Below are 20,024 nucleotides of genomic sequence, written 5' to 3'. Positions count from 1 at the left end.
TGGTAGGGGGCGGGCCGGAGAAGGGCCAGCCCCCGAAAGGTCGCACAATCAGATGGCGAGATATTCGGCGCGCAGGCTCTCATTCTCGAGCACCTCGGCGGCGGTGCCGTCGAAGACGATCTGGCCGGTGTCGAGGATCACGGCCCGGTCGGCCAGTTCGAGCGCGCGCACGGCGTTCTGCTCCACGATGATGGTGGTGATGCCCTGTTCCTTGATGATGCGCAGGGTCTTCTCGATCTCGTCCACGATCACCGGGGCGAGGCCCTCGTAGGGCTCGTCGAGCAGGAGCACCTTGATGTCGCGCGCCAGCGCCCGTGCAATCGCCAGCATCTGCTGCTCGCCGCCCGAGAGGGTCACGCCCTCTTGCAGGCGGCGCTCGCCGAGGCGGGGGAACAGCTCATAGAGGCGGTCGAGCGACCAGCCGATGGGCGGGGCGATCTGGGCCAGCTTGATGTTCTCCTCGACGGTCAGGCCGGGGATGATGCGGCGGTCTTCGGGCACGAGGCCCATGCCGAGCTGGCTGGCCTCATGGGCCTTTTTCAGGTGCAGCGGCTCGTGGTCGAGCCAGATCTCGCCGCGGGTCACCTGCGGGTCGTCGAGCCGGGCGATGGCCCGCAGGGTCGAGGTTTTGCCCGCCCCGTTGCGGCCCAGAAGCGCGAGGATCTCGCCCTCGTGGACGTTGAAGCTGATGCCCTGGACGATGTAGCTCTCGCCGTAATAGGCCTCGAGATCCCAGACCGAAAAGTAGGCCGGAGCGGTTGCCGCCTGGTTGGCGTTCTTGGAAAAGTCGGGTTTGACGTTCATGTCGCTTTCTCCTGCGGCCTCAGCCGTGGCCTCCGAGGTAGGCTTCCTGCACCTTGGGGTGGCCCTTGATGTTCTCGGGCGTGTCTTCCACCAGCGGCGTGCCCTGAGCCAGCACGGTGATCCGCTCGGCGAGCGAGAACACCACGTGCATGTCATGCTCGATGATGGCGATGGTGATGTCGCGTTTGTCCTTGATCTCCTTCAGCAGGTCGATCGTGTTGTTGGTGTCGGCGCGGGCCATGCCGGCGGTGGGCTCGTCGAGCAGGAGCATCTTGGGCTCCTGCGCGAGGCACATCGCCATCTCGAGCCGCCGCTTGTCGCCGCGCGACAGGGAGGCGGAGTGGACATCGGCCTTGTCGGCCATGTTCACGTCTTCGAGCATCGCCATCGCCTGATCGCGGATGTCGCGCTGCGAGCCGACCGAGCCGATCCCGTTGAGCTTGAACGTGCCGTCGCGCTTGGCGAAGCAGGGGATCATGACGTTCTCGAACACGGTGAGGTCGCCAAAGATCTCGGGTGTCTGGAACACCCGGCTGATCCCCATCTGGTTGATCTCGTGGGGCGTGCGCCCGAGCACCGACTGGCCTGCAAAGCTGACCGATCCGCTATCGGGGATCAGCTTGCCGACGAGGCAGTTGAGCAGGGTGCTCTTGCCCGCCCCGTTGGGGCCGATGATGGCGTGGACGGTGTTCTCCTCTACGGAGAGGTTCACATCGCCCAGGGCCTGTAACCCGCCGAAGCGCTTGTTGACGCCTTTGACTTCAAGAATTCCCATCTGTCCGTCTCCTTATTCGCCGGGTTGCTGTTTGGCGGCTTCGGCCTCTGCGCCCGAGGCCTTGGCGCTGCGGCGCCGGAACAGGCGGCCAATGCGCTGGCCCCCCTCGACGAGACCGCCGGGCAGGAAGATCACCACCAGCATGAAGAGGATGCCGAGGGTCAGGTGCCAGCCCTTGCCCACGAATGGGTAGACGATGGAGACCATGAAGTCTTCGAGTCCGTCAGGCAGGAAGGCGAACCAGCCGTGCAGCACGGTTTCGTTGATCTTCGAGAGGATGTTCTCGAAGTACTTGATCATGCCGGCGCCCAGCACCGGGCCGATCAGTGTGCCCGCGCCGCCGAGGATGGTCATCAGAACCACCTCGCCGGAGGCTGTCCACTGCATGCGCTCGGCGCCTGCCAGCGGGTCCATCGCCGCCATCAGACCACCCGCGAGACCGGCATACATGCCGGAGATCACGAAGGCCGCCAGCGTGTAGGGCTTGGGGTTGAGGCCGGTGTAGTTCATCCGGGTCTGGTTGGATTTGATCGCGCGCAGCATCATGCCGAAGGGCGAGCGGAAGATCCGGATGGCGAGGTAGAAGGCGAGGATCAGGATCACCGCGCAGAAGTAGTATCCGGCGGAGAAGGTGAAGGTCCACGGACCCACGGCCATATCCCACGCGGCGCGCATCTCGAGACCGAAGAGGTTGGTCACCGGGATCGAGCCATCGGGCATGGCGGAGCTGCCGAGGATGCGCGGATCGCTCAGGGTGATCTGCAGGCCGGTCTCGCCGTTGGTGATGGGGGTCAGCACCGAGTAGGCCAGCGCGAAGGACATCTGCGCGAAGGCCAGCGTGAGGATCGAGAAGTAGATCCCCGAGCGGCGCAGCGAGATGTAGCCGATGAAGAGCGCGAAGAGGCCCGCGATGATCACCGAGAGGATGATCGCCGGAAGGATGTTCATCGACAGCAGCTTGAACATCCAGACCGCCGAGTAGCTGCCCACCCCCAGGAAGGCCGCGTGGCCGAAGGAGAGGTAGCCGGTGAGGCCGAAGAGGATGTTGAAGCCGATGGCGAAGATCCCGAAGATCACGAAACGCTGCATCAGGTCGGGGTAGCCCGCGTTGAACTGGGCCATGGCGCTCCCGGTGGGGAACGGGTTGAGGATGAAGGGGGCCAGCATCGTAAGTGCCAGCACCACCAGCAGAAGGTTGGTATCTTTCTTGTTCAGTCCGAGCATGTTCTTAGTCCTCCATCACGCCTTTGCGACCCATCAGACCGCGCGGACGGGTCAGAAGGATGATGATGGCGACGAGGTAGATGATGATCTGGTTGATCCCGGGCAGGGTGGTGGTGGCCCAGGTGGTGGAGGCGAAGCTTTCGAGGATCCCCAGCAGGAAGCCTGCGAGCACGGCGCCGGGCAGAGAGCCCATGCCGCCGACGACGACCACGACGAAGCTCAGCACGAGGAAGTCCATCCCCATGTGATAGTTCGGCGCGTTGATCGGCCCGTACATCACCCCCGCAAGGCCGGCCACCGCCGCGGCGAGGCCGAACATGAAGGTGAAGCGCTTGTCGATGTCGATGCCCAGCAGCCCCACTGTCTCGCGGTCGGCCATGCCGGCGCGGACCACCATGCCGAAGGTGGTGAACTGGAGGAAGGCGAACACACCCGCGATGATCGCGGCGGCGAAGCAAAAGTAGACGATCCGCCAGACCGGGTAGACCACGCCGGGCAGCACCTGGGCCACGCCGGAGAGCGCCTCGGGCGCAGGGGTCTGGATCGGGTTGGCGCCGTAGTAGAACTTGACGATCTCTTGCAGCACGATGGCGAGGCCGAAGGTCACGAGGATCTGGTCGGCGTGGGGGCGCTTGTAGAAGTGCTTGATGAGCCCGCGCTCCATCACGTAGCCGACCACCAGCATCACCGGGATGGCAAAGAGGATGGCCAGCGGCACAGACCAGTCTTGCAGGGCTGAGCCCATGCTCTCCCCGAACCAGTCCTGAAGGTAGGGCACCTTCACCTTGAGCGGGTTGCCCAGAAAGTCCGTCTGCGTTTCGTCGATCACCTCATGGGAGAGGTTCAGCAGGCGCTGGATGGTCACGGCGCAGAAGGCACCGATCATGAACAGCGCGCCGTGGGCGAAATTCACCACACCGAGCGTGCCGAAGATGAGCGTCAGACCGAGGGCAATGAGCGCGTAGGCGCTGCCCTTGTCGAGCCCGTTCAGGATTTGAAGTAGGATGGCGTCCATCTGTCCCCACCTTTTCAAGCGGCTAGCGTTATGAGTGTGACCATGCGCGCGGCGGCATCTGCCCTCGCGCGTTCGGCCTCGATAGATCCCTGTATGGGTATGTTTCTAAGTCTTGCCGGGCCCAGCCCCGGTGCCCGCTCGTGGCGGGAGTGGAGGGCGGCGCGTGGCCGCCCCCCGTGGCGTTTGAAGCAATCAGACGCCGTTGTTGCAGGTGCCGAGGTCGCCGCCGGCGAACATCGGGTGATCCGGCTCGTACCAGACCTGATCCACGGGCGTGACTTCGACCACTTCGAGCAGGTCGAACTCGGACGTCGGGTTCTCTTTGCCCTTGGTGACCAGCACGTCCTTGAAGCACTGGTGGTCGGCGGCGCGGTACAGCGTTTTGCCGTTTCCGAGGCCGTCGAACACGAGGCCCGAGTTGGAGGCGCTGTCGATGCCGTCCAGCGAGGAGCCGTCGCCCTCGAGGGCAGCCACCACGGCGCAGGGCTCGAAGGTGCCGGCGCGCTCGACGGCGTCGGCATAGAGCAGGGTCTGCACGTAGCAGGTGTGCGCAGCCTGGCTCGGCGGGAAGCCGTACTTGGTGCCGAAGGACTTCACGAAGGCCTTGGTGCCCTCGTCCTGCAGCGACCACTGCCAGTTGCACGAACCGAGGATGCCTTTGATGTTCTCACCGGCGCCCTTGGCCATAAGCTCGGAGTAGAGCGGCACGACGATCTCGAAGTTCTTGCCGTTCACCTGCTTGTCGCGCAGGCCGAACTGGACGGCGTTGGTCAGCGAGTTGACCATGTTGCCGCCGTAGTGGTTGAGCACCAGCACATCGGCGCCAGAGTTCAGCACGGGGGCGATGTAGGAGGAGAAGTCGGTTGCCGCCAGCGGCGTCAGCACGTTCTCGACGGTCTCCCAGCCCAGGGCCTCGGTGGAGGCCTGGATCGACTCCTGCTGGGTCCAGCCCCAGGTGTAGTCGGCGGTCAGGTGATAGGCGCGGCGCTCCTTGCCATACTCGTTGGCCAGCACCGGTGCCAGCGCGGCGCCGGACATATAGGCATCGAAGAAGTGGCGGAAGCCGTTGGCCTTCTTGTCCTTGCCGGTGGTATCGTTGGAGTGGGTGAGGCCGGCCATGAAGATGACGCCGGCTTCCTGGCAGAGGCCCTGAACGGCCACGGCCACGCCCGAGGAGGAGCCGCCGGAGATCATCACCGCGCCGTCCTTCTCGATCATGGACTTGGCGGATGCGCGGGCAGCGTCAGACTTGGTCTGGGTGTCGCCGGTGACGAAGGCCACCTTCTTGCCGAGGATGCCATTGCCCTTCAGGTTCTTCATCGAGAAGGTGTTCATCATGCCACCGTCGCCTTCACCGTTCAGGTGCTCGACGGCGAGTTCGAAGGCGCGCAGCTCGTCGGCACCCTCATCGGCGTAGGGACCGGACTGGGGCACGTTGAAGCCCAGCGTCACGGTATCGCCGGTGGGCTCGTTGACGTAGGCGTTGGCACGGCTGGTGAAGATGGTGGGCAGGGCGAGGCCCGCACCGGCAACGGCGCCGGTTTTCAGCACGCCACGGCGTGTGAACTTGGATGTCGACATGGATGTCCTCCCGTTATGTCTATGGGCGCTCGGGGCTCCTCCCCCGTATCACGCGCCACGGCCCATTGAGGGCCTGCTTCATTATCAGGTGGTCGGGGCAAATCTGGCAACAAGCGCTTTCATGGAAACGATTTTTCTGTAAATATTTTGTCAGGCGTTGTGGCGAAGTTGTAAAAATCTTCTCACGCAGTTGCAGCACGGCGTTGAAAAGACGGGAGAATTGCCTTGGCAAAGAACGTGCTTACCGGCAGCCGGATCCGCGCCCGGCGGGCCGACTACGGGCTCAAGCAGAGCGAGCTGGCCGAGCGGGTCGGGATCTCGCCCTCCTACCTCAATCTGATCGAGCACAACCGCCGCAGAATCGGCGGCAAACTCCTTGTGGCATTGGCCCGCGCGCTCGAAACCGAACCGGTAGCGCTATCGGAAGGCGCCGAAACCGCGCTGGTGGATGCGCTGCGCGAAGCGGCGGTTGAGGCGCCTGCCGGGCGGGCCGGGCCGGAGAAGGCAAACGCGCTCTCGGCGGAGGAGTTGGACCGGGTGGAGGAGTTCGCCGGGCGCTTTCCCGGCTGGGCGGCGCTGCTGGCCGAGACCCATGCCCGCGTCCGCGAGGCAGAGCGCAGCGTGGAGGCGCTTTCGGACCGGCTCAGCCACGACCCGCACCTTAGCGCCAGCCTGCACGAGATGCTCTCGTCGGTCACCGCGATCCGCTCGACGGCGGCGATCCTTGCGGACACGCCGGACCTCGACCGCGACTGGCTCAACCGCTTTCACCGCAACATCAACGATGACAGCGCAAGGCTGGCCGAGAGCGCCGAGGGGCTGGTGCGCTACCTCGACGACGGCGGCAGCGCCGATGCGGGTGCGGGCACGCCGCAGGAGGAGGTGGAGGCCTGGTTCGGGCGCAGCGGTTTTCACGTGGAGGCCTTGGAGGCGGGCGGGGCTGCTGGCGGCGAGGGTGGACCGGAGAAGATGGTGGCCGAGGCGCGGAGCGCCGGGCAACTGCGCGGCGCGGCGGCGCGGGAGATGGCCACTGCCCGGCTGGAGCGCTACCGCGCTGATGCCGAAGCGATGCCGCTTTCCGCCTTTGCCGAGGCGGCCCATGAGGCGGGCTACGATCCGGGCACACTTGCCGGGCGTTACGGCCTGCCGGTGGAGGCGGTGCTGCGCCGCCTCGCCAGCCTGCCGCGCGAGGGGCTGCCCGGCGAGATCGGGCTGGTGAGCTGCGACGGCTCGGGCACGCTGACCTTTCGCAAGCCGGTGCAGGGCTTTCCGATGCCACGCTTCGGGGCGGCCTGCGCGCTCTGGCCGCTCTATGCCGCGCTGACCCGGCCGGCGATGCCGGTGCGCGCGGTGGTGGAGATGGCCGGGCGCAGCCCGCGCCGGTTTACCGCCTTCGCGATCTGCCGCCCGGTGGGCGCGCTGGGCTTTGGCGCGCCGCAGGTCTTCGAAGCGCATATGCTGCTGCTGGACGAGGGCTTTGGCGGCGCGCGAGAGGCGCGGGAGGTGTTGGAGCTGGGCACCAGCTGCCGGATCTGCCCGCGCGAGGCCTGCCCGGCCCGGCGGGAGCCGTCGATCATCGGGCGGCAGGGGTAGGCGCGCGGCGCACCGGAAACGAAACGGGCCGCCCGGTGAGGGGCGGCCCGATGGTTTTGACAGAGGAGCCGGATCAGCCGATCAGCGCGCCGTCGTCACGGGTGACCTGGATCACCGCGGAGCGGGGCAGGCCCTCGCCCGTGGGCCAGGAGCCGCCGGGGTGCTGGATGCCGACGAACATGGTGCGGCGGTCTGCCGACCAGCAGACGCCGGTGACCTCGGAGCCATTGGGGCCGGTGAGGAAGCGGGCGATTTCGCCGGTCACCGGGTCGCCCACCAGCATCTGGTTGTTGCCGTGGCCCTCGAACTCGCCTTCGTTGCTGTAATCGCCATCGGTCTGGATCCAGAGCAGGCCGTTGCTGTCAAACGCCATGCCGTCGGGCGAGTTGAACATATTGCCCGGCGTGACGTTATCGGACCCGCCGTACTCGTTGTTCGGGTAGACCTCGGGGTTGCCGGCCATGACGTAAAGATCCCACTCGAAGCTGTCGGCGGCGTGGTCATCCTCGGCAGGACGCCAGCGCACGATCTGACCGAAGTTGTTGGTCTCGCGCGGGTTGGGACCATTGGCCGGGGTTGCGTCGCCGCCGGCGTTCTTGCCGTCTGCGCCGCGGTTCTTGTTGTTGGTCAGGCAGCAGTAGGCCTCGACCGCGTGGGGGTTCACGGCGATCCACTCGGGGCGGTCCATCGTGGTGGCTCCCACGGCGGAGGCGCCCATGCGGGCGAAGATCAGCACTTCGGCCAGCGAGGCCATGCCGGTGCTCTCGGGCGTCAGCGCCAGCCATTCGCCGGTGCCGTCATCGTTGAACTTGGCGGCGTAGAGCGTGCCATCGTCCAGTAGACCCTCGGTGGAGGCGCCGGGTGCCCAAGTGCCGTTCGAGACGAACTTGTACATGTACTCGCCGCGCTCGTCGTCGCCCATGTAGACCACGATGCGGCCATCGGGGGCCACGGCGCAGGCCGCGTTCTCGTGCTTGATGCGGCCAAGGCCGGTGTGCTTGATCGGCGTGCTCTCGGGATCGGTCGGGTCGATCTCGACGATCCAGCCCACGCGGTGCGGCTCGTTGGGGTCTTGGGAGTAGTCGAAGCGCGCATCGTGCTTGTGGTAGTCGTAACCCCAGCCATCGGCGCCGATGCCGTAACGGTCGTAGCCATCGGGACGCGCGGCGTCTGCATCGGTGGAGCCGAAGTAGCCGTTAAAGTTTTCTTCGCAGGTCAGGTAGGTGCCCCACGGCGTGCGGCCGGAACCGCAGTTGTTCATGGTGCCGAGCGAGGTGGTGCCGGTCGGGTCGGCCTCGGTTTTCATCAGGTCGTGACCTGCCGCGGGGCCGGCGATGGTCATCGGGGTGTTGTGGGTGATGCGGCGGTTGAAGGGGCTGTCGACCACGACGGCATAGCCATCGTCGCCCGGGGCCACTTCCATCACCGTCACGCCTTGGAGGTTTTGCAGCTTCAGCACGTCATCGGCATTGGCCGGGGTGCCTTCCTGCTCGGCCGGCAGGTTCTCATCGTTGTTGGTGTACTCGGAGTTCACCGCGATGATCTCGTGGCCGTCGAAGGAGAACAGCTCCATGCCGTCGGTGTTCTCGCCGAACACCCGGTCGGAGCCAGCGACGGCACCGCCACCGGCGTTCACGTCATAGCCCTCGGCATCGGAGAAGAGCGGATCGCCCCAGCGCACCAGCACCTTGGCGGTGTAGCCCTCGGGCACGTGCACCTCGTGGTCGGTGGCGATGTCGATCGGCGTGAAGGGGAAGCGCGACTTGGCCATGCCGTGGCCTTCGGCCAGCGCGGTGGTGCCTTTCAGCAGGCCGGTGCCCATCACGGCAGCGCCGGAGCCGAAGGCGAGGACCGAGCCGAGGAAGCCGCGGCGGGAGACGGCGCGCTCGACCACACGGTCAAAGTCGTTTTCTTCGGGGCGGGGGAAGTTGACCTCATCCCAGTCGTCGAAGGAGAGGTTGTGCTTTTGGTCTGTCATGTGGGGGCTCCCTGGCTGAATGGCTTGGATGCAAGCGTTCCGGCTTTGCCTAGGCAGTGCTGGAATCGGTTTTGTGACCGGAGTGTAACGGTTGGGTGACGCCGTGCGTGACGCTGGGGAAGGCAGCGGCAGTTTCCCGCCGATGGCCGGTGCACCGTATTGCTGCTTCAGGCCGTGGCAGGCGGCGGGAAGGGGAAGGTGATAGCGGTTTCGCTGCGGGCAGGACTGCCGAAGGGGGCAGGCGGCGGCATCAGCAGCGCGGCGGGCGGCTCGGGCAGCTCAGGCTGGCCCGGGCGGGTCCGCAGCAGCAGGCGGCCGCCGGGAAGCTCTGTGCCCAGAGCGGCGGCCTCTGGCCAGAGCGCGGTGTAGGGCGGACCCAGCAGCAGGGCGCGTGCGGGGCCGGGGGGCAGGCCGCGCCAGAACCAGCTGCGTTGTGGGCATTCGCCCTGACGCAACTCAGCATAGAAGGCGCCGGTGATCTCGGCGGCTTGGGGCATGAAAGCGATGATCGCCTCGATCAGGGCAGGGTCGGTGAAGGCCTTGGGCCGGAGTTCGAAAGAAATCCGACCGACCACGCAATCGCGGCGGATGAAGTGATCGGGGTGGTAGCCCTCCAGCGCCTTGGTGGTCAGCAGCGAGCAGAAGATATGGCCGAAGGGGGTGGCGGCTTTCAGCAGCAGGTCGGGGGTATCCTCCCAGGCGCGGGCAAGCTCCGAGAGATCGCGCCCTTCGACCTTGCCCTGAAGCGGCTCCCAGGGGCCGAAACGGCGGGGCAGGGCTTGGGGCAGGTGCTCGGCCAAGGCCGAAAGGAAGGCGGCGGCCCGGGAAGGGTGGAAGGCGTCTGCGTCTTCGAAGAAGAAGCTGAGCTCGCCCGGCTGCTGCTGCGACAGCCATGCGGCGCTGGCCAGGGGGCCGCTGTCGCGGGCCGTGACAAAGCGCTCGGCTGCTTCGTCGATCAGCACCGCGTCGTGGGTATGGAGCACCGAGGCGAGCAGCACCTCCAGCCGGTCTTGTCGGTGCGCATCGAGCGCGCCCTCCACGGTGACCTGCCACATATGTAGCCGCCCGCCCGCCGCCGCCCGGTGGGCCGGGGGGATCTGACCTGAGGTCAGCAGGCGCGGCCCCTCGAAGCGGAAGGCCCAGCCCTTGCCTTCGAGAGCATAGGGCAGGGTGGTCGCGTTGGGCGGCGGGACGGGGGCGGAAAAGTACAGGCGGAGGGAGGGGCCGAGAGGCGGGGCGGCCTCGGGCTCGCGTTGCGCAGGCAGCAGGGGGCCGCTCTTGCGGGAGGTCTGGTAGCTGCCGGTCTGCTCATCCACCAGCACCGCCTTGTGATCGGCAAGGGCGGCATCGAGCAGGGCCTGCAGCCGGTCCAGCGCCTCCGGCGGCCGCGCGCCTTCGATATGGATCTGCCAGAGCTGGCGCCGCGCGCCGATGACGGCGAGATGCTCGGGCGGAATATCCTCATCCTCCACGCCAAGCGGACCGTGTGTCACCACCTGCCAGCCAGGCCCGGAGAAGCTGGCAAAGGGAGCGGCGGCGCGGCGCAGGTAGAGGGAAAGGTCGTAGCTCACGGCTCAGCCGAAGGTGGCGATGAACGCACGGTGCAGCGCGAGATCAAGGTCGTCCATCGTGATGGGAAGGCCGAGGTCGACGAGGCTGGTGACGCCGTGGCCCTGGATGCCGCAGGGGGTGATGCCGGAGAAATGCTCGAGGTCGGGCTCGAGGTTGATCGAGATGCCGTGGAAGCTGACCCAGCGGCGCAGACGGATGCCGATGGCGGCGATCTTGTCTTCGCGCGGGGAGCCGTCGGGGAGGGGAGCCTTCTCGGGGCGCGGGATCCAGATGCCCACGCGGCCCTCGCGCCGCTCGCCGGTGACGCCGAATTCGGCGAGGGTGGCAATGATCCACGCCTCAAGCTGGTGGACGAAGGCGCGCACGTCGCGGCCGCGTTCGGTGAGGTCGAGCATGACATAGGCGACGCGCTGGCCGGGCCCATGATAGGTGTACTGCCCGCCGCGCCCGGTGGCGTGGACCGGAAAGCGATTGGGGGCGAGCAGGTCACCCGCATCGGCGGAGGTGCCGGCGGTGTAAAGCGGCGGGTGCTCCACCAGCCAGACGGCCTCGGAAGCCTCGCCTGCGCGGATCGCGGCGACGCGCGTTTCCATCTCGGCCACCGCCGCATCGTAGCCGGTGAGGCCCTTTGACGTGATCCATTCCACCATGGCGCGGAGCTAGGCGGGAATCCTTGACAGGTCAAGTGACGTGGGGGGAAGGTGGAGGCAAGACAATTGAGGTCGAGTTGAACGAGTCGCCGGGCCGGAATTTTGGCCCCGTTTTGCCGGAAGTCATCGTGGGGTCGAGGGGCCCTAAAAGAGTGGCATTGGCTGTCCTGATTTCACGGGGATGGATATGAAATTTTTGAAGAACCGGCACATTGTGGCCGCATTAACTGCTGCGTCGGTCGCCATGCCGCCAGCGCAAGCCTCCGCAAATGACGCAGCGGCCCTCATCGGTGGGGCCATCATTGGCGCCGCCATCGCCAATGGCTCGAAGAACAAGCGCGTGGTGCGTCGGACGACCGGCGGGACCAAGCGCTACAAGAGCAGCGCGAACTCGGCGGCCCGTCAGGAAAACCGCGAAACCCAGACGGCGCTCAACTATTTCGGCTTCGATGCCGGGGGCGCCGATGGCGTGATGGGGCGGCGCTCGCGCGCGGCGGTCACGGCGTTTCAGGCGCATCTGGGCTACCCGCCGACCGGGCAGCTCACGGTCTATGAGCGCAACTTCCTGATGTCGGCCTACCATCGCGCCCAGGCGGGCGGTCCTGCCGTGGCGCAACTGGCGGCCTCCAACCCGCTGGGCATGCGCGGCGTGCTGCTCACGTGGCGCGACGAGGCCGGAGCCGGCATGCCGGGCGTTCAGAGCGCCGCAGTCTCGCAATGGGGCCTGCCGCCGGTGGTGGCGCAGTCGGTGCATGAGATCGCCCGCAGCTCCGACCCGACCGCCGACCAGCTGGTGCAGCGCTCGGGCTTCATCCAACTGGCCGACATGAACGGCGATGGCCGGACAGACTATATCCTCGACACGTCGGTTTCAGGCTCGGCCTTCTGGTGCAGCGCTCAGGCCTGCGCGGTGCGGGTGTTTGCCTCGACGCCGCAGGGCTACGAACGCAATGACTTTCAGGCCTACAACGTGACGCCAGCAATGTTCAGCTGTCAGCACGGGGTGTGCTCGAAGTCGGATGAGACCGGCACCCAGATGGCGGCGGCTCCGGTAACGACAGCTCCGGCGCTTCCGCAGACCCAGACCGCCTCGGCGCAGGTGTCGCTTCAGGCGGCAACGCCGGTTGCCCCGGCCCAGCCGGTGGTGCAGGGCGGCGCGCCGGTTGAAGCTGCCGCCGCGACGGGCGGCGCGGCCATGCCGGACTTCTTTGCCGCCGCGCCGATGGCCGCCTCGCTGGAATCGCACTGCAACGAGGTTGGTCTGCAAACCTCTACCAACGGCGGCTACATCACCGCCGCAACGCTGGTTGACGCCGATCAGGCGCTGGGCCAGCAGCTTTGCCTCGCCCGGACCTATGCGATCGCACAGGGCGAGGAACTGGTGGCCAAGCTGCCGGCTGCCGCACAGTCCAGCGTTGGCGAGCAGTGCGAGGGCTTTGGTGCCCTGCTGAAACCGCATGTTGCGGCAGCCTCGGTCAAGCCGGCGGATGCGGTGCTCTCCGATGTCGGGGCCTTCGTGCTGCAGAGCGGCCTGCCGCCCGCGCAGATGGAGAAAACATCGGTGGTCTGCCTCGGCGTCGGCTACAAGATGGATGATCTCGACACCGCTCTTGGCTCCGCGCTGGTGCTGGTTGCGCTCGGCAAGCAGCCCTACGCCGAGCTGGTCGGCCACCATCTGAGCCAGGGCTACGGCACGCCCGACCGCGATGATCTGGCCGGTGTCTGGTACACCCGCGCCATCGATGCGCTCGAGGGCGGCACGGCGGCGGTGTTCAACCCCGGACAGCCCGGACGCACCGAGTTGCTGCGCAAGGCGGTGATGCTGAAAGGCGGGCAGGGCGCGGCCCAGGCCGAGGAGTCGGTGACGGTGGTTCCGATCTTCAATATCGCCGACTGAGACGCCCGAAGACCGGGCCCGAAAAAAACCTGTGCGGGGGGATGAATTTCGCTTTTCATCCCCCCGCGCTTTTTGTACACACCGCCGCACCAAGCCAAGATGTGCGGTCGTGGCGGAATTGGTAGACGCGCAGCGTTGAGGTCGCTGTGGGGTAACACCCGTGGAAGTTCGAGTCTTCTCGACCGCACCATTCGCTCCCCGAGGTGGGAGTGATCCTCTCCGAGACAGATGAATATCCCGGCCATTTCAGGCCCGTTTCGCGGGCGTCAGGGCTGGTTTTTGCTGTGCTTGAAGACGCTGCACTCTGCCCGGATAGCGGGCGAGGGGGCGGTTGTGCGTGGGGGCACAGTGGCTCTGCTGACCTGTTTGCGGAAAAAGTGAACTAAACGGTTTGCTTTTTCGCGGGGAGGGCTTATCTCGGCGCAGATTGACGTCAACTCCGTATCGGAAGCCCTTCTTCGTGTCCTATCTCTCCCGCGCTCTGCCCCTCGTGGCGCTGCTCCTCGCCCTTCCCGTTCATGCCCAGGAGGCCGAAGTGCCTGCCGTGGTTCCCAAGCCGGTGAAGCTGATGACGCTCTCCTCGGAGCCGGTCACGCTGCAGCGGCAGTTCTTTGGTCAGGTCACGGCGCGGCAGACGGTGGATCTGGCGTTTCAGGTCGGCGGGCAGCTTGAGGTGCTCAATGCCGACGAGGGCACCAGCATGGAGGCGGGGGCGCTGATCGCGCAGCTCGATCTGGCGGTCTACGAGCGGGCGGTGGCACAGGCGAAGGCGAATTTCGACAAGGCGCAGCGCGATGCGGACCGGCTCGCCAGCCTGCGCGGGCAGGCGGTGTCTGACGTGTCGGTGCGCGATGCCCAGACCCAGCTGCAACTGGCGCAGATCGCGCTGGACAATGCGCAGGCCGATCTGGGCGACGCCTCGCTGCGGGCGCCTTTCGATGCGCTGGTCGCGCGGCGGCTGGTGCCCAACTATCAGACCGTCTCTGCCGGCACGCCGGTGGTGCGGCTGCATGACGTTTCGGAGCTGCGGGTCGACATTCAGGTGCCCGAGGTGCTGTTCCGGCAGGCGGGCGCGGGCGACAACGTGGCCTTCGAAGCCGCGCTGCCGGGCGATGCCACCCGTTACCCGATGGAGCTGCGCGAGTTCGAGGCCGAAACCTCGAACGTGGGCCAGACCTTCACCATCACGATGGCCTTCACCGAGAGCCCCGGTGCCTTCGTCTTTCCCGGCGCTTCGGTGACGGTTTACGCCTCGGCGGAGGGCAAGGTGCCCGATGGTATCATCCTGCCCGAGACGGCACTGGTGTTTGACCCGGCGGGCGCGGCGGCGGTGATGGTTTTTGCCGATGGCAGGGTGCGCCAGACCCCGGTGGAGATCGAGCTGCATGAGGACGGGCGGCTCTACATGACCGAGGGGCCGGAGGAGGGCACCCAGATCGTGGTGACCGGGGCCTCGCAGCTCAGCGACGGCCAGCCGGTGCGCCCCTTCACCCGTATCGGGGAGTAAGCTCATGTCTGTTGCGCGCGCCTCCATCGACCGGGCGCTGATCACCTGGATCCTCATGCTGATCTGCCTGCTGGGCGGCATCTGGGGATTTGCCACGATCGGCCGCCTCGAAGACCCCGCCTTCACCATCAAGAACGCGATCATCATCACGCAATATCCCGGTGCCAGCGCCGAGCAGGTGGCGCGGGAGGTTTCGGAACCGCTGGAATCCGAGATCCAGAAGATGGGCGAGATCGACTTCATCACCTCGTCCAACAAGCCGGGCGTGAGCCGGATCTCGGTGAACATCGAGAGCACCTATGACGGCACCGAGCTGCCCGCGATCTGGACCAAGCTGCGCAATCGGGTGGAGGATGCGCAGCGCAACTTGCCGCCCGAGGCGGGCACTCCGATCGTGAATGACACCTTCGGCGATGTGTTCGGCGTGTTCTATGCGGTCACTGCCCCCGGCTTCACCGACGCCGAGGTGCATGAGATTTCCGAGTTCCTGCGCCGCGAGCTTCTGGCGGTGGAGGGCGTGGCAGATGTGGCGGTGGCCGGGCTTCCGGCCGAGGCGGTATACGTGGATGCGCGCACCTCGATCATCACCAACCTCGGCATCAGCGCCGAGGCGATTGCCGGTGCCCTATCGAACACCGACAGCCGCACGCCTGCGGGATCGGTCACCCAGAACGGGCAGGACATTCGCATTCAGGCGCCCGAGGGCTCGGACACGGTTGACGAGATCGCCAACCTCACCATCGGCGTGGGCGGCGATGTGATCGACCTGCTGGACCTTGCCACGGTGGAGCGCGCGCGGGTCACCGACCCGACGGAGATCATCCGCTTTCAGGGCGAGGAGGCCTTTACGCTGGGCGTCGCCGGCAAGGCGGACCTGAACATCGTGGAGGTTGGCAAGCGGGTGGATGTGCGCCTTGCGGAGATTATGCGCGATGTGCCTGCGGGGGTGGAACTGCACCCGGTTTACCAGCAGCATGTGGTGGTCGATGAAGCCTCCAACGCCTTTCTGGTGAACCTTGCCATGTCGGTCGCGATCGTGGTGATCGTGCTGGCGCTCTTCATGGGCTGGCGGGCGGCGGTTGTGGTCGGCGCCACGCTGTTGCTGACGGTGGTGGGCACCATTTTCCTCATGGCGATCTTCGGGATCGAGATGGAGCGGATTTCGCTCGGTGCTCTCATCATTGCGATGGGGATGCTGGTCGATAACGCCATCGTGGTGGCCGAGGGGATGCAGGGCGACATGGCGCAGGGCAAATCCGCCCGCGATGCCGCCGAGGACGTGGCCAGCAAGACGCAAACGCCGCTTCTGGGCGCAACGGTGATCGGGATCATGGCCTTTGCCGGGATCGGGCTGTCACCCGACGCCACCGGCGAGTTCCTGTTCTCGCTCTTTGCTGTCATCGGCATCTCGCTGCTGCTGTCGTGGGTGCTGGCGATCACCGCCACGCCGCTCTTGGCGCATTACTTCTTCAAGGTGGGTTCGGGCGAAGGCGCCGACCAATACGGTGGCCCGCTGTTCCGCGCCTATAGGTCGGTGCTGAGCGCGGCGCTCACCCTGCGCCACCTTGTCATTCTGGCGCTGATCGGGATCACGGTGCTCTGTTTCATCGGCTTCGGGCAGGTGAAGCAGCAGTTCTTCCCCGACAGCAACACGCCAATCTTCTACGTGCATTACAAGCTGCCGCAGGGCTCGAGCATCCATCAGGTCTCGGAAGACATGGGCGTGCTCGAAGAGTGGCTGCTGGAGCGGGATGACGTGACCTCGGTGGCCACCTTCATCGGCGGCGGGGCGACGCGCTTCATGCTGACCTACGCGCCGGAAGAGGCACTGCCGACCTATGGCCACCTGATCATCCGAACCGAAAGCCTTGAGCAGATCCCGCCGCTGCGCGCCGATCTGGAGGCCTTCGGGCGCGGCACGTTGACGGCGGGCGAGTTCCGCACCGAGCGGCTGGCCTTCGGCCCCGGCGGCGGCGCGCCGATTGCCGCGCGCTTCTCCGGGCCGGACCCGGTGGTGCTGCGTGACCTTGCAGAGCAAGCGGAGGCGGCGCTCCGGGGCGCATCGGACCAGTTGATGGACCTGCGCACCGACTGGCGCGAGCGCGAGTTGGTGATCGTGCCGGACTTTGCCGACGAGCGGGCCAAGGCGGCCGGTGTCTCGCGCGAGGATCTGGCGCAGTCGCTTCAGGTCGGCACTGACGGCAGCCAGGTGGGCTACTACCGCGAGGGCGACCGGCTGATCCCGATCATCATGCGCTCCGACAGTGCGCAGGGCGAGGGTGCGGCGCATCTGGTGGACCTGCCTGTCTATTCCGAGGCGGCGGGGGCCTATATCCCCGTGGCGCAGATCACCGATGGCTTCCACTGGGAGGCGCAGAACACCTTCGTCGTGCGCCGCGACCGGGTGCCGACGATCACTGTGCTCGCGGGCGTGCCTGCCGGGGTGAACGCCTCGGGCGTGTTCAACGAGATCCGCGGCGTGATCGAAGGGATCCCGCTGCCGGAGGGCTACGTGCTGGAGTGGGGCGGCGAATACGAGAACTCCACCGAGGCGCAGGCGAGCCTTGGCAAGCAGCTGCCGCTCTCGCTCATCATCATGGTGCTGATCTCGGTGCTGCTCTTCGGCAAGATCCGCCAGCCGGTGATCATCTGGCTGCTGGTGCCAATGAGCGTGAACGGCGTGGCGATCGGGCTGCTTGGCACTGGCCTGCCGTTCTCCTTCACCGCGCTGCTCGGGCTGCTCTCGCTCTCTGGCATGCTGATCAAGAACGGGATCGTGCTGGTCGAGGAAATCGACCTTGTGCGCGCCGAGGGCGTGCCCTTCCGCAAGGCGGTGCTGGATGCCTCGACCTCCCGCCTGCGGCCGGTGGTCCTGGCGGCGGCGACCACGATCCTCGGGATGATCCCGCTGCTCTCGGATGCCTTCTTCGCCTCGATGGCGGTGACGATCATGGGCGGCCTCGGCTTTGCCTCGATCCTCACCCTCGTGGCAGCGCCGGTGTTCTACTACAGCTTCTTCCCCCGCGCGCGGCGGGAAGATGCGAAGCGGCGCAAGGCGGAGCGGAAGGCCGCCAAAGCGGCCAAGGCCGCAGCGGCCTGAGGCTTGCGCTTGGCGGGGCGGGTCAGCCGCCCCGTGCCGTGCCCACAAAAAAGCCCGCCGCGAAGAGCGGCGGGCTTATGTGTTTTTTGTCGCGCGGCTTACTGCTTGGGAAGCATCACGCGGTCGATCACGTGGATCACGCCGTTGGACTGCTCCACATCGGCAACGGTGACGGTGGCCATGCGGCCGTTCTCGTCGGTCAGGGTGATCTTGCCGCCGGTCATCTTGGCTTGCAGCGTGCAGCCGCCCAGCGTGGGCACGGGGTGCATGCCGCCGTCATCGGCGATCATCCCGGCGATGGCGGTGGACATCGCCTTGGCGCCGACCACGTGGCAGGTGAGGATCTCGGTCAGCTGCTTCTTGGCGCCGGGCTGCATGAGCGCGTTCAGCGATTCCGGCGTGACCATCGCAAAGGCGGCATCGGTCGGGGCGAACACGGTGAAGGGGCCCTCGGAGGCCAGCGTATCGACAAGGCCGGCCTGCTTGACGGCGGCCACCAGAGTGGTGTGGATCGGCGAGTTCACGGCGTTCTCGACGATGTTGCGCTCGACCAGCATGGGCGCGCCGCCGACGGTGGGGTTGGCGGCCATGGCGGCGCCGGTGGTGAGAGCGGCGGCGGTGGCGGCGAGGGTCAGTGTGCGAAGCATGAGATGTCCTTCCTGTTGGTGTCTGGGCGGGATGCCCTTGAGGAGAGACACGGGGGGCGGACGCGCAAAGTTTCACCGCCGGGCACAAAAAACGGCGGGGCGGCTCAGATCACCGCGGTTTCGAGCTGCCGTGCGGCGGCGGCGATGCGGGCGTAGCCCATCGGCGCGAGGTCGAGCGAGGTGTAGCGCCCGTGGGTGATCAGCTCTGCCAGACCGCGCCCGACGGCGGGGGCCTGTTGCAGCCCGTGGCCGGAGAAGCCGTTGGCGAAGTGGAAGTTTTCCACCTCCTCCGAGGGGCCGACGACGAGGTTATGGTCGAGCGTGTTCATCGCATAATGCCCGGCCCAGCAGTTGACGACCTTCAGCGCCTCGAAGGCGGTGGAGCGGGCGGCGAGGGCGGGCCAGATGATTTCTTCAAAGTCCTGATGGCGCGGCTCGAAGTCATCGAAATCGGCCGCCGTGTCGACGGGCGGGGCGCAGCCGGTCAGAAAGTAGCGGCCCTCTGGCCGCACGTAGATGCCGGAGGGGTCGATCATCAGCGGCAGGCGGCCCGCGTTGACCTTGGCGCTGCCCTCGGGGCTTTGGGCGCAGTCGAAGACGAAGCTGGTGCGTTTGCGCGGCTCGACCGGAATGTGCAGCCCGGCCATGTGGGCGGTGAGCGCGGCGCGCGGGCCGGAGGCGTTGACGACATGGCCGGCCGCGATGGTCTCGCCGCTGGCGAGGGCGACATGGGTGATGCGGTGGCCGGTCCGGGTGAGGCCGGTCACCTCGCCGGTCAGCAACTCGGCCCCGTTGTCGCGCGCGCGGGCGCGGTAGCCCTGCATCATCATCGCCGAGTCGAACCAACCCTCGCCGGAGTGGCCATAGGACGCGAGGCGGATGTCGGTGGTGTGCAGATGCGGGAAGGCGGCACCAAGTTCCTCCGGCGACCAGAGCGACACATCGGCCCCGACTGCTCGCTGCACCGCATGGTTGGCCCGAAGCTCGGCCTCCTGCGCGGGCGTGTCGGCGAGAAACAGGTAGCCGCCCGGGTGGTAGCCGAGGCTGGGCTTGTCACTGCCGCTGCCCATGACTTCCGGCCAGTCGGCGATCACCTGCCCGGCATGGAGCGACATGGCCACATTGGTTGCGTGGGAGAACTGCACCCGGATCGAGGAGGAGGAGAGAGCGGTGGAGGAGGTCTTGAAGCTCGGGTCACGCTCGATCACCAGCACCGTGCCGGTGAAGTCCGGCGAGGTGGCGAGGTGCCATGCGACCGAGGCCCCGATCACCGCGCCGCCGATGATGACGACATCGTAGCTGGAGCGGGCGGGGCGTTGGGTCATCGTGGTCATCCGGGCAGGGGGTTGCCCGGAGACATTGAGCGAAATGCGCGCAGTGGCAAGAGGCTTTGCGCCTCAGGCGCCATGCGTCAGGCCGTGTGGCCCCGCTCGATCCGGGCATATTGCGCCGGGCGGGCCTCGCCGTGGGCGGTGGGGCGGCGCAGGGCGGCTTTGGTGGCCGGGTGCGCGCCTTCGGTGTCCTGGCGCTTGGCGGCTTCGGTCATGTGTTTGAGGCTGGTGTCGGGAGCTTGATCGGGGGTCTTGTCGGTCATCGCAGGGTCCTCCTTGGAGTCTCAAGGTAGGGCCGGATCGGACCTATTGCAAGGGTGTGGCTCTTCCGCCCGTCGAGGCGTGTTCGC

15 protein-coding genes and 1 tRNA gene are annotated in these 20,024 nt (G+C 66.8%); 5 read left to right on the top strand and 11 right to left on the bottom strand.

The window, feature by feature from the left end; genetic code table 11:
* Positions 1-48: 48 nt before the first annotated feature.
* From ACUXVX_RS16315 to ACUXVX_RS16295, 5 genes are all read right to left on the bottom strand, one after another.
* A complete protein-coding gene (locus ACUXVX_RS16315) occupies positions 49-804 on the bottom strand; it encodes an ABC transporter ATP-binding protein (RefSeq protein ID WP_222468555.1) in 756 nt (251 codons plus the stop codon).
* Positions 805-823: 19 nt separating this feature from the next.
* Complete coding sequence (locus ACUXVX_RS16310; RefSeq protein ID WP_222468556.1) at positions 824-1,579, bottom strand: ABC transporter ATP-binding protein; 756 nt, start codon at positions 1,577-1,579, stop codon at positions 824-826.
* A gap of 12 nt (positions 1,580-1,591) precedes the next feature.
* Positions 1,592-2,803, bottom strand: a complete 1,212-nt coding sequence (locus tag ACUXVX_RS16305; RefSeq protein ID WP_446309118.1) for a branched-chain amino acid ABC transporter permease — start codon at positions 2,801-2,803, stop codon at positions 1,592-1,594.
* Between the two features lie 4 nt (positions 2,804-2,807).
* Complete coding sequence (locus tag ACUXVX_RS16300) at positions 2,808-3,818, bottom strand: branched-chain amino acid ABC transporter permease (protein WP_222468558.1); 1,011 nt, start codon at positions 3,816-3,818, stop codon at positions 2,808-2,810.
* Between the two features lie 192 nt (positions 3,819-4,010).
* On the bottom strand, positions 4,011-5,399 hold the full coding sequence (locus ACUXVX_RS16295) for a substrate-binding protein (protein WP_222468559.1): 1,389 nt from the start codon (positions 5,397-5,399) through the stop codon (positions 4,011-4,013).
* A 225-nt stretch (positions 5,400-5,624) separates the two neighbouring features.
* Here ACUXVX_RS16295 and ACUXVX_RS16290 point away from each other — a divergent pair, with 225 nt between their 5' ends.
* Entirely contained in the window at positions 5,625-6,992 is a 1,368-nt protein-coding gene (locus tag ACUXVX_RS16290) for a helix-turn-helix domain-containing protein (protein WP_446309117.1), read from the top strand.
* Positions 6,993-7,065: 73 nt separating this feature from the next.
* Here ACUXVX_RS16290 and ACUXVX_RS16285 read toward each other — a convergent pair whose 3' ends face one another.
* The 3 genes from ACUXVX_RS16285 to lipB all read right to left on the bottom strand — a co-directional run bounded on the left by ACUXVX_RS16285 (position 7,066) and on the right by lipB (position 11,192).
* Entirely contained in the window at positions 7,066-8,970 is a 1,905-nt protein-coding gene (locus ACUXVX_RS16285; protein ID WP_446309116.1) for a PhoX family protein, read from the bottom strand.
* 167 nt (positions 8,971-9,137) lie between these two features.
* On the bottom strand, positions 9,138-10,541 hold the full coding sequence (locus tag ACUXVX_RS16280; RefSeq protein ID WP_446309115.1) for a hypothetical protein: 1,404 nt from the start codon (positions 10,539-10,541) through the stop codon (positions 9,138-9,140).
* Positions 10,542-10,544: 3 nt separating this feature from the next.
* A complete protein-coding gene (gene lipB, locus ACUXVX_RS16275) occupies positions 10,545-11,192 on the bottom strand; it encodes a lipoyl(octanoyl) transferase LipB (RefSeq protein ID WP_446309114.1) in 648 nt (215 codons plus the stop codon).
* A 187-nt stretch (positions 11,193-11,379) separates the two neighbouring features.
* On the opposite strand from lipB, the gene ACUXVX_RS16270 reads away from it, so the two are divergent.
* From ACUXVX_RS16270 to ACUXVX_RS16255, 4 genes are all read left to right on the top strand, one after another.
* Positions 11,380-13,089 (top strand): peptidoglycan-binding domain-containing protein, encoded by a 1,710-nt coding sequence (locus ACUXVX_RS16270; RefSeq protein WP_446309113.1) that lies wholly within the window; start codon positions 11,380-11,382, stop codon positions 13,087-13,089.
* 103 nt (positions 13,090-13,192) lie between these two features.
* Positions 13,193-13,279: transfer RNA gene (locus ACUXVX_RS16265), tRNA-Leu, on the top strand.
* Positions 13,280-13,516: 237 nt separating this feature from the next.
* Positions 13,517-14,596, top strand: a complete 1,080-nt coding sequence (locus tag ACUXVX_RS16260) for an efflux RND transporter periplasmic adaptor subunit (RefSeq protein ID WP_446309112.1) — start codon at positions 13,517-13,519, stop codon at positions 14,594-14,596.
* A 4-nt stretch (positions 14,597-14,600) separates the two neighbouring features.
* Complete coding sequence (locus ACUXVX_RS16255; RefSeq protein ID WP_446309111.1) at positions 14,601-17,696, top strand: efflux RND transporter permease subunit; 3,096 nt, start codon at positions 14,601-14,603, stop codon at positions 17,694-17,696.
* Between the two features lie 98 nt (positions 17,697-17,794).
* On the opposite strand, the gene ACUXVX_RS16250 is transcribed toward ACUXVX_RS16255, so the two are convergent.
* The 3 genes from ACUXVX_RS16250 to ACUXVX_RS16240 all read right to left on the bottom strand — a co-directional run bounded on the left by ACUXVX_RS16250 (position 17,795) and on the right by ACUXVX_RS16240 (position 19,937).
* The gene (locus tag ACUXVX_RS16250) at positions 17,795-18,343 is read right to left on the bottom strand and encodes a fasciclin domain-containing protein (RefSeq protein WP_222468567.1); all 549 of its coding nucleotides are present in this window, start codon (positions 18,341-18,343) and stop codon (positions 17,795-17,797) included.
* Between the two features lie 104 nt (positions 18,344-18,447).
* Complete coding sequence (locus ACUXVX_RS16245) at positions 18,448-19,677, bottom strand: NAD(P)/FAD-dependent oxidoreductase (protein WP_446309110.1); 1,230 nt, start codon at positions 19,675-19,677, stop codon at positions 18,448-18,450.
* Positions 19,678-19,754: 77 nt separating this feature from the next.
* Entirely contained in the window at positions 19,755-19,937 is a 183-nt protein-coding gene (locus ACUXVX_RS16240; RefSeq protein WP_222468568.1) for a hypothetical protein, read from the bottom strand.
* Positions 19,938-20,024: the final 87 nt, after the last annotated feature.

Source organism: Vannielia sp. SX4 (assembly GCF_052828525.1).
This window is presented reverse-complemented; position numbering and strand designations above follow the sequence as displayed.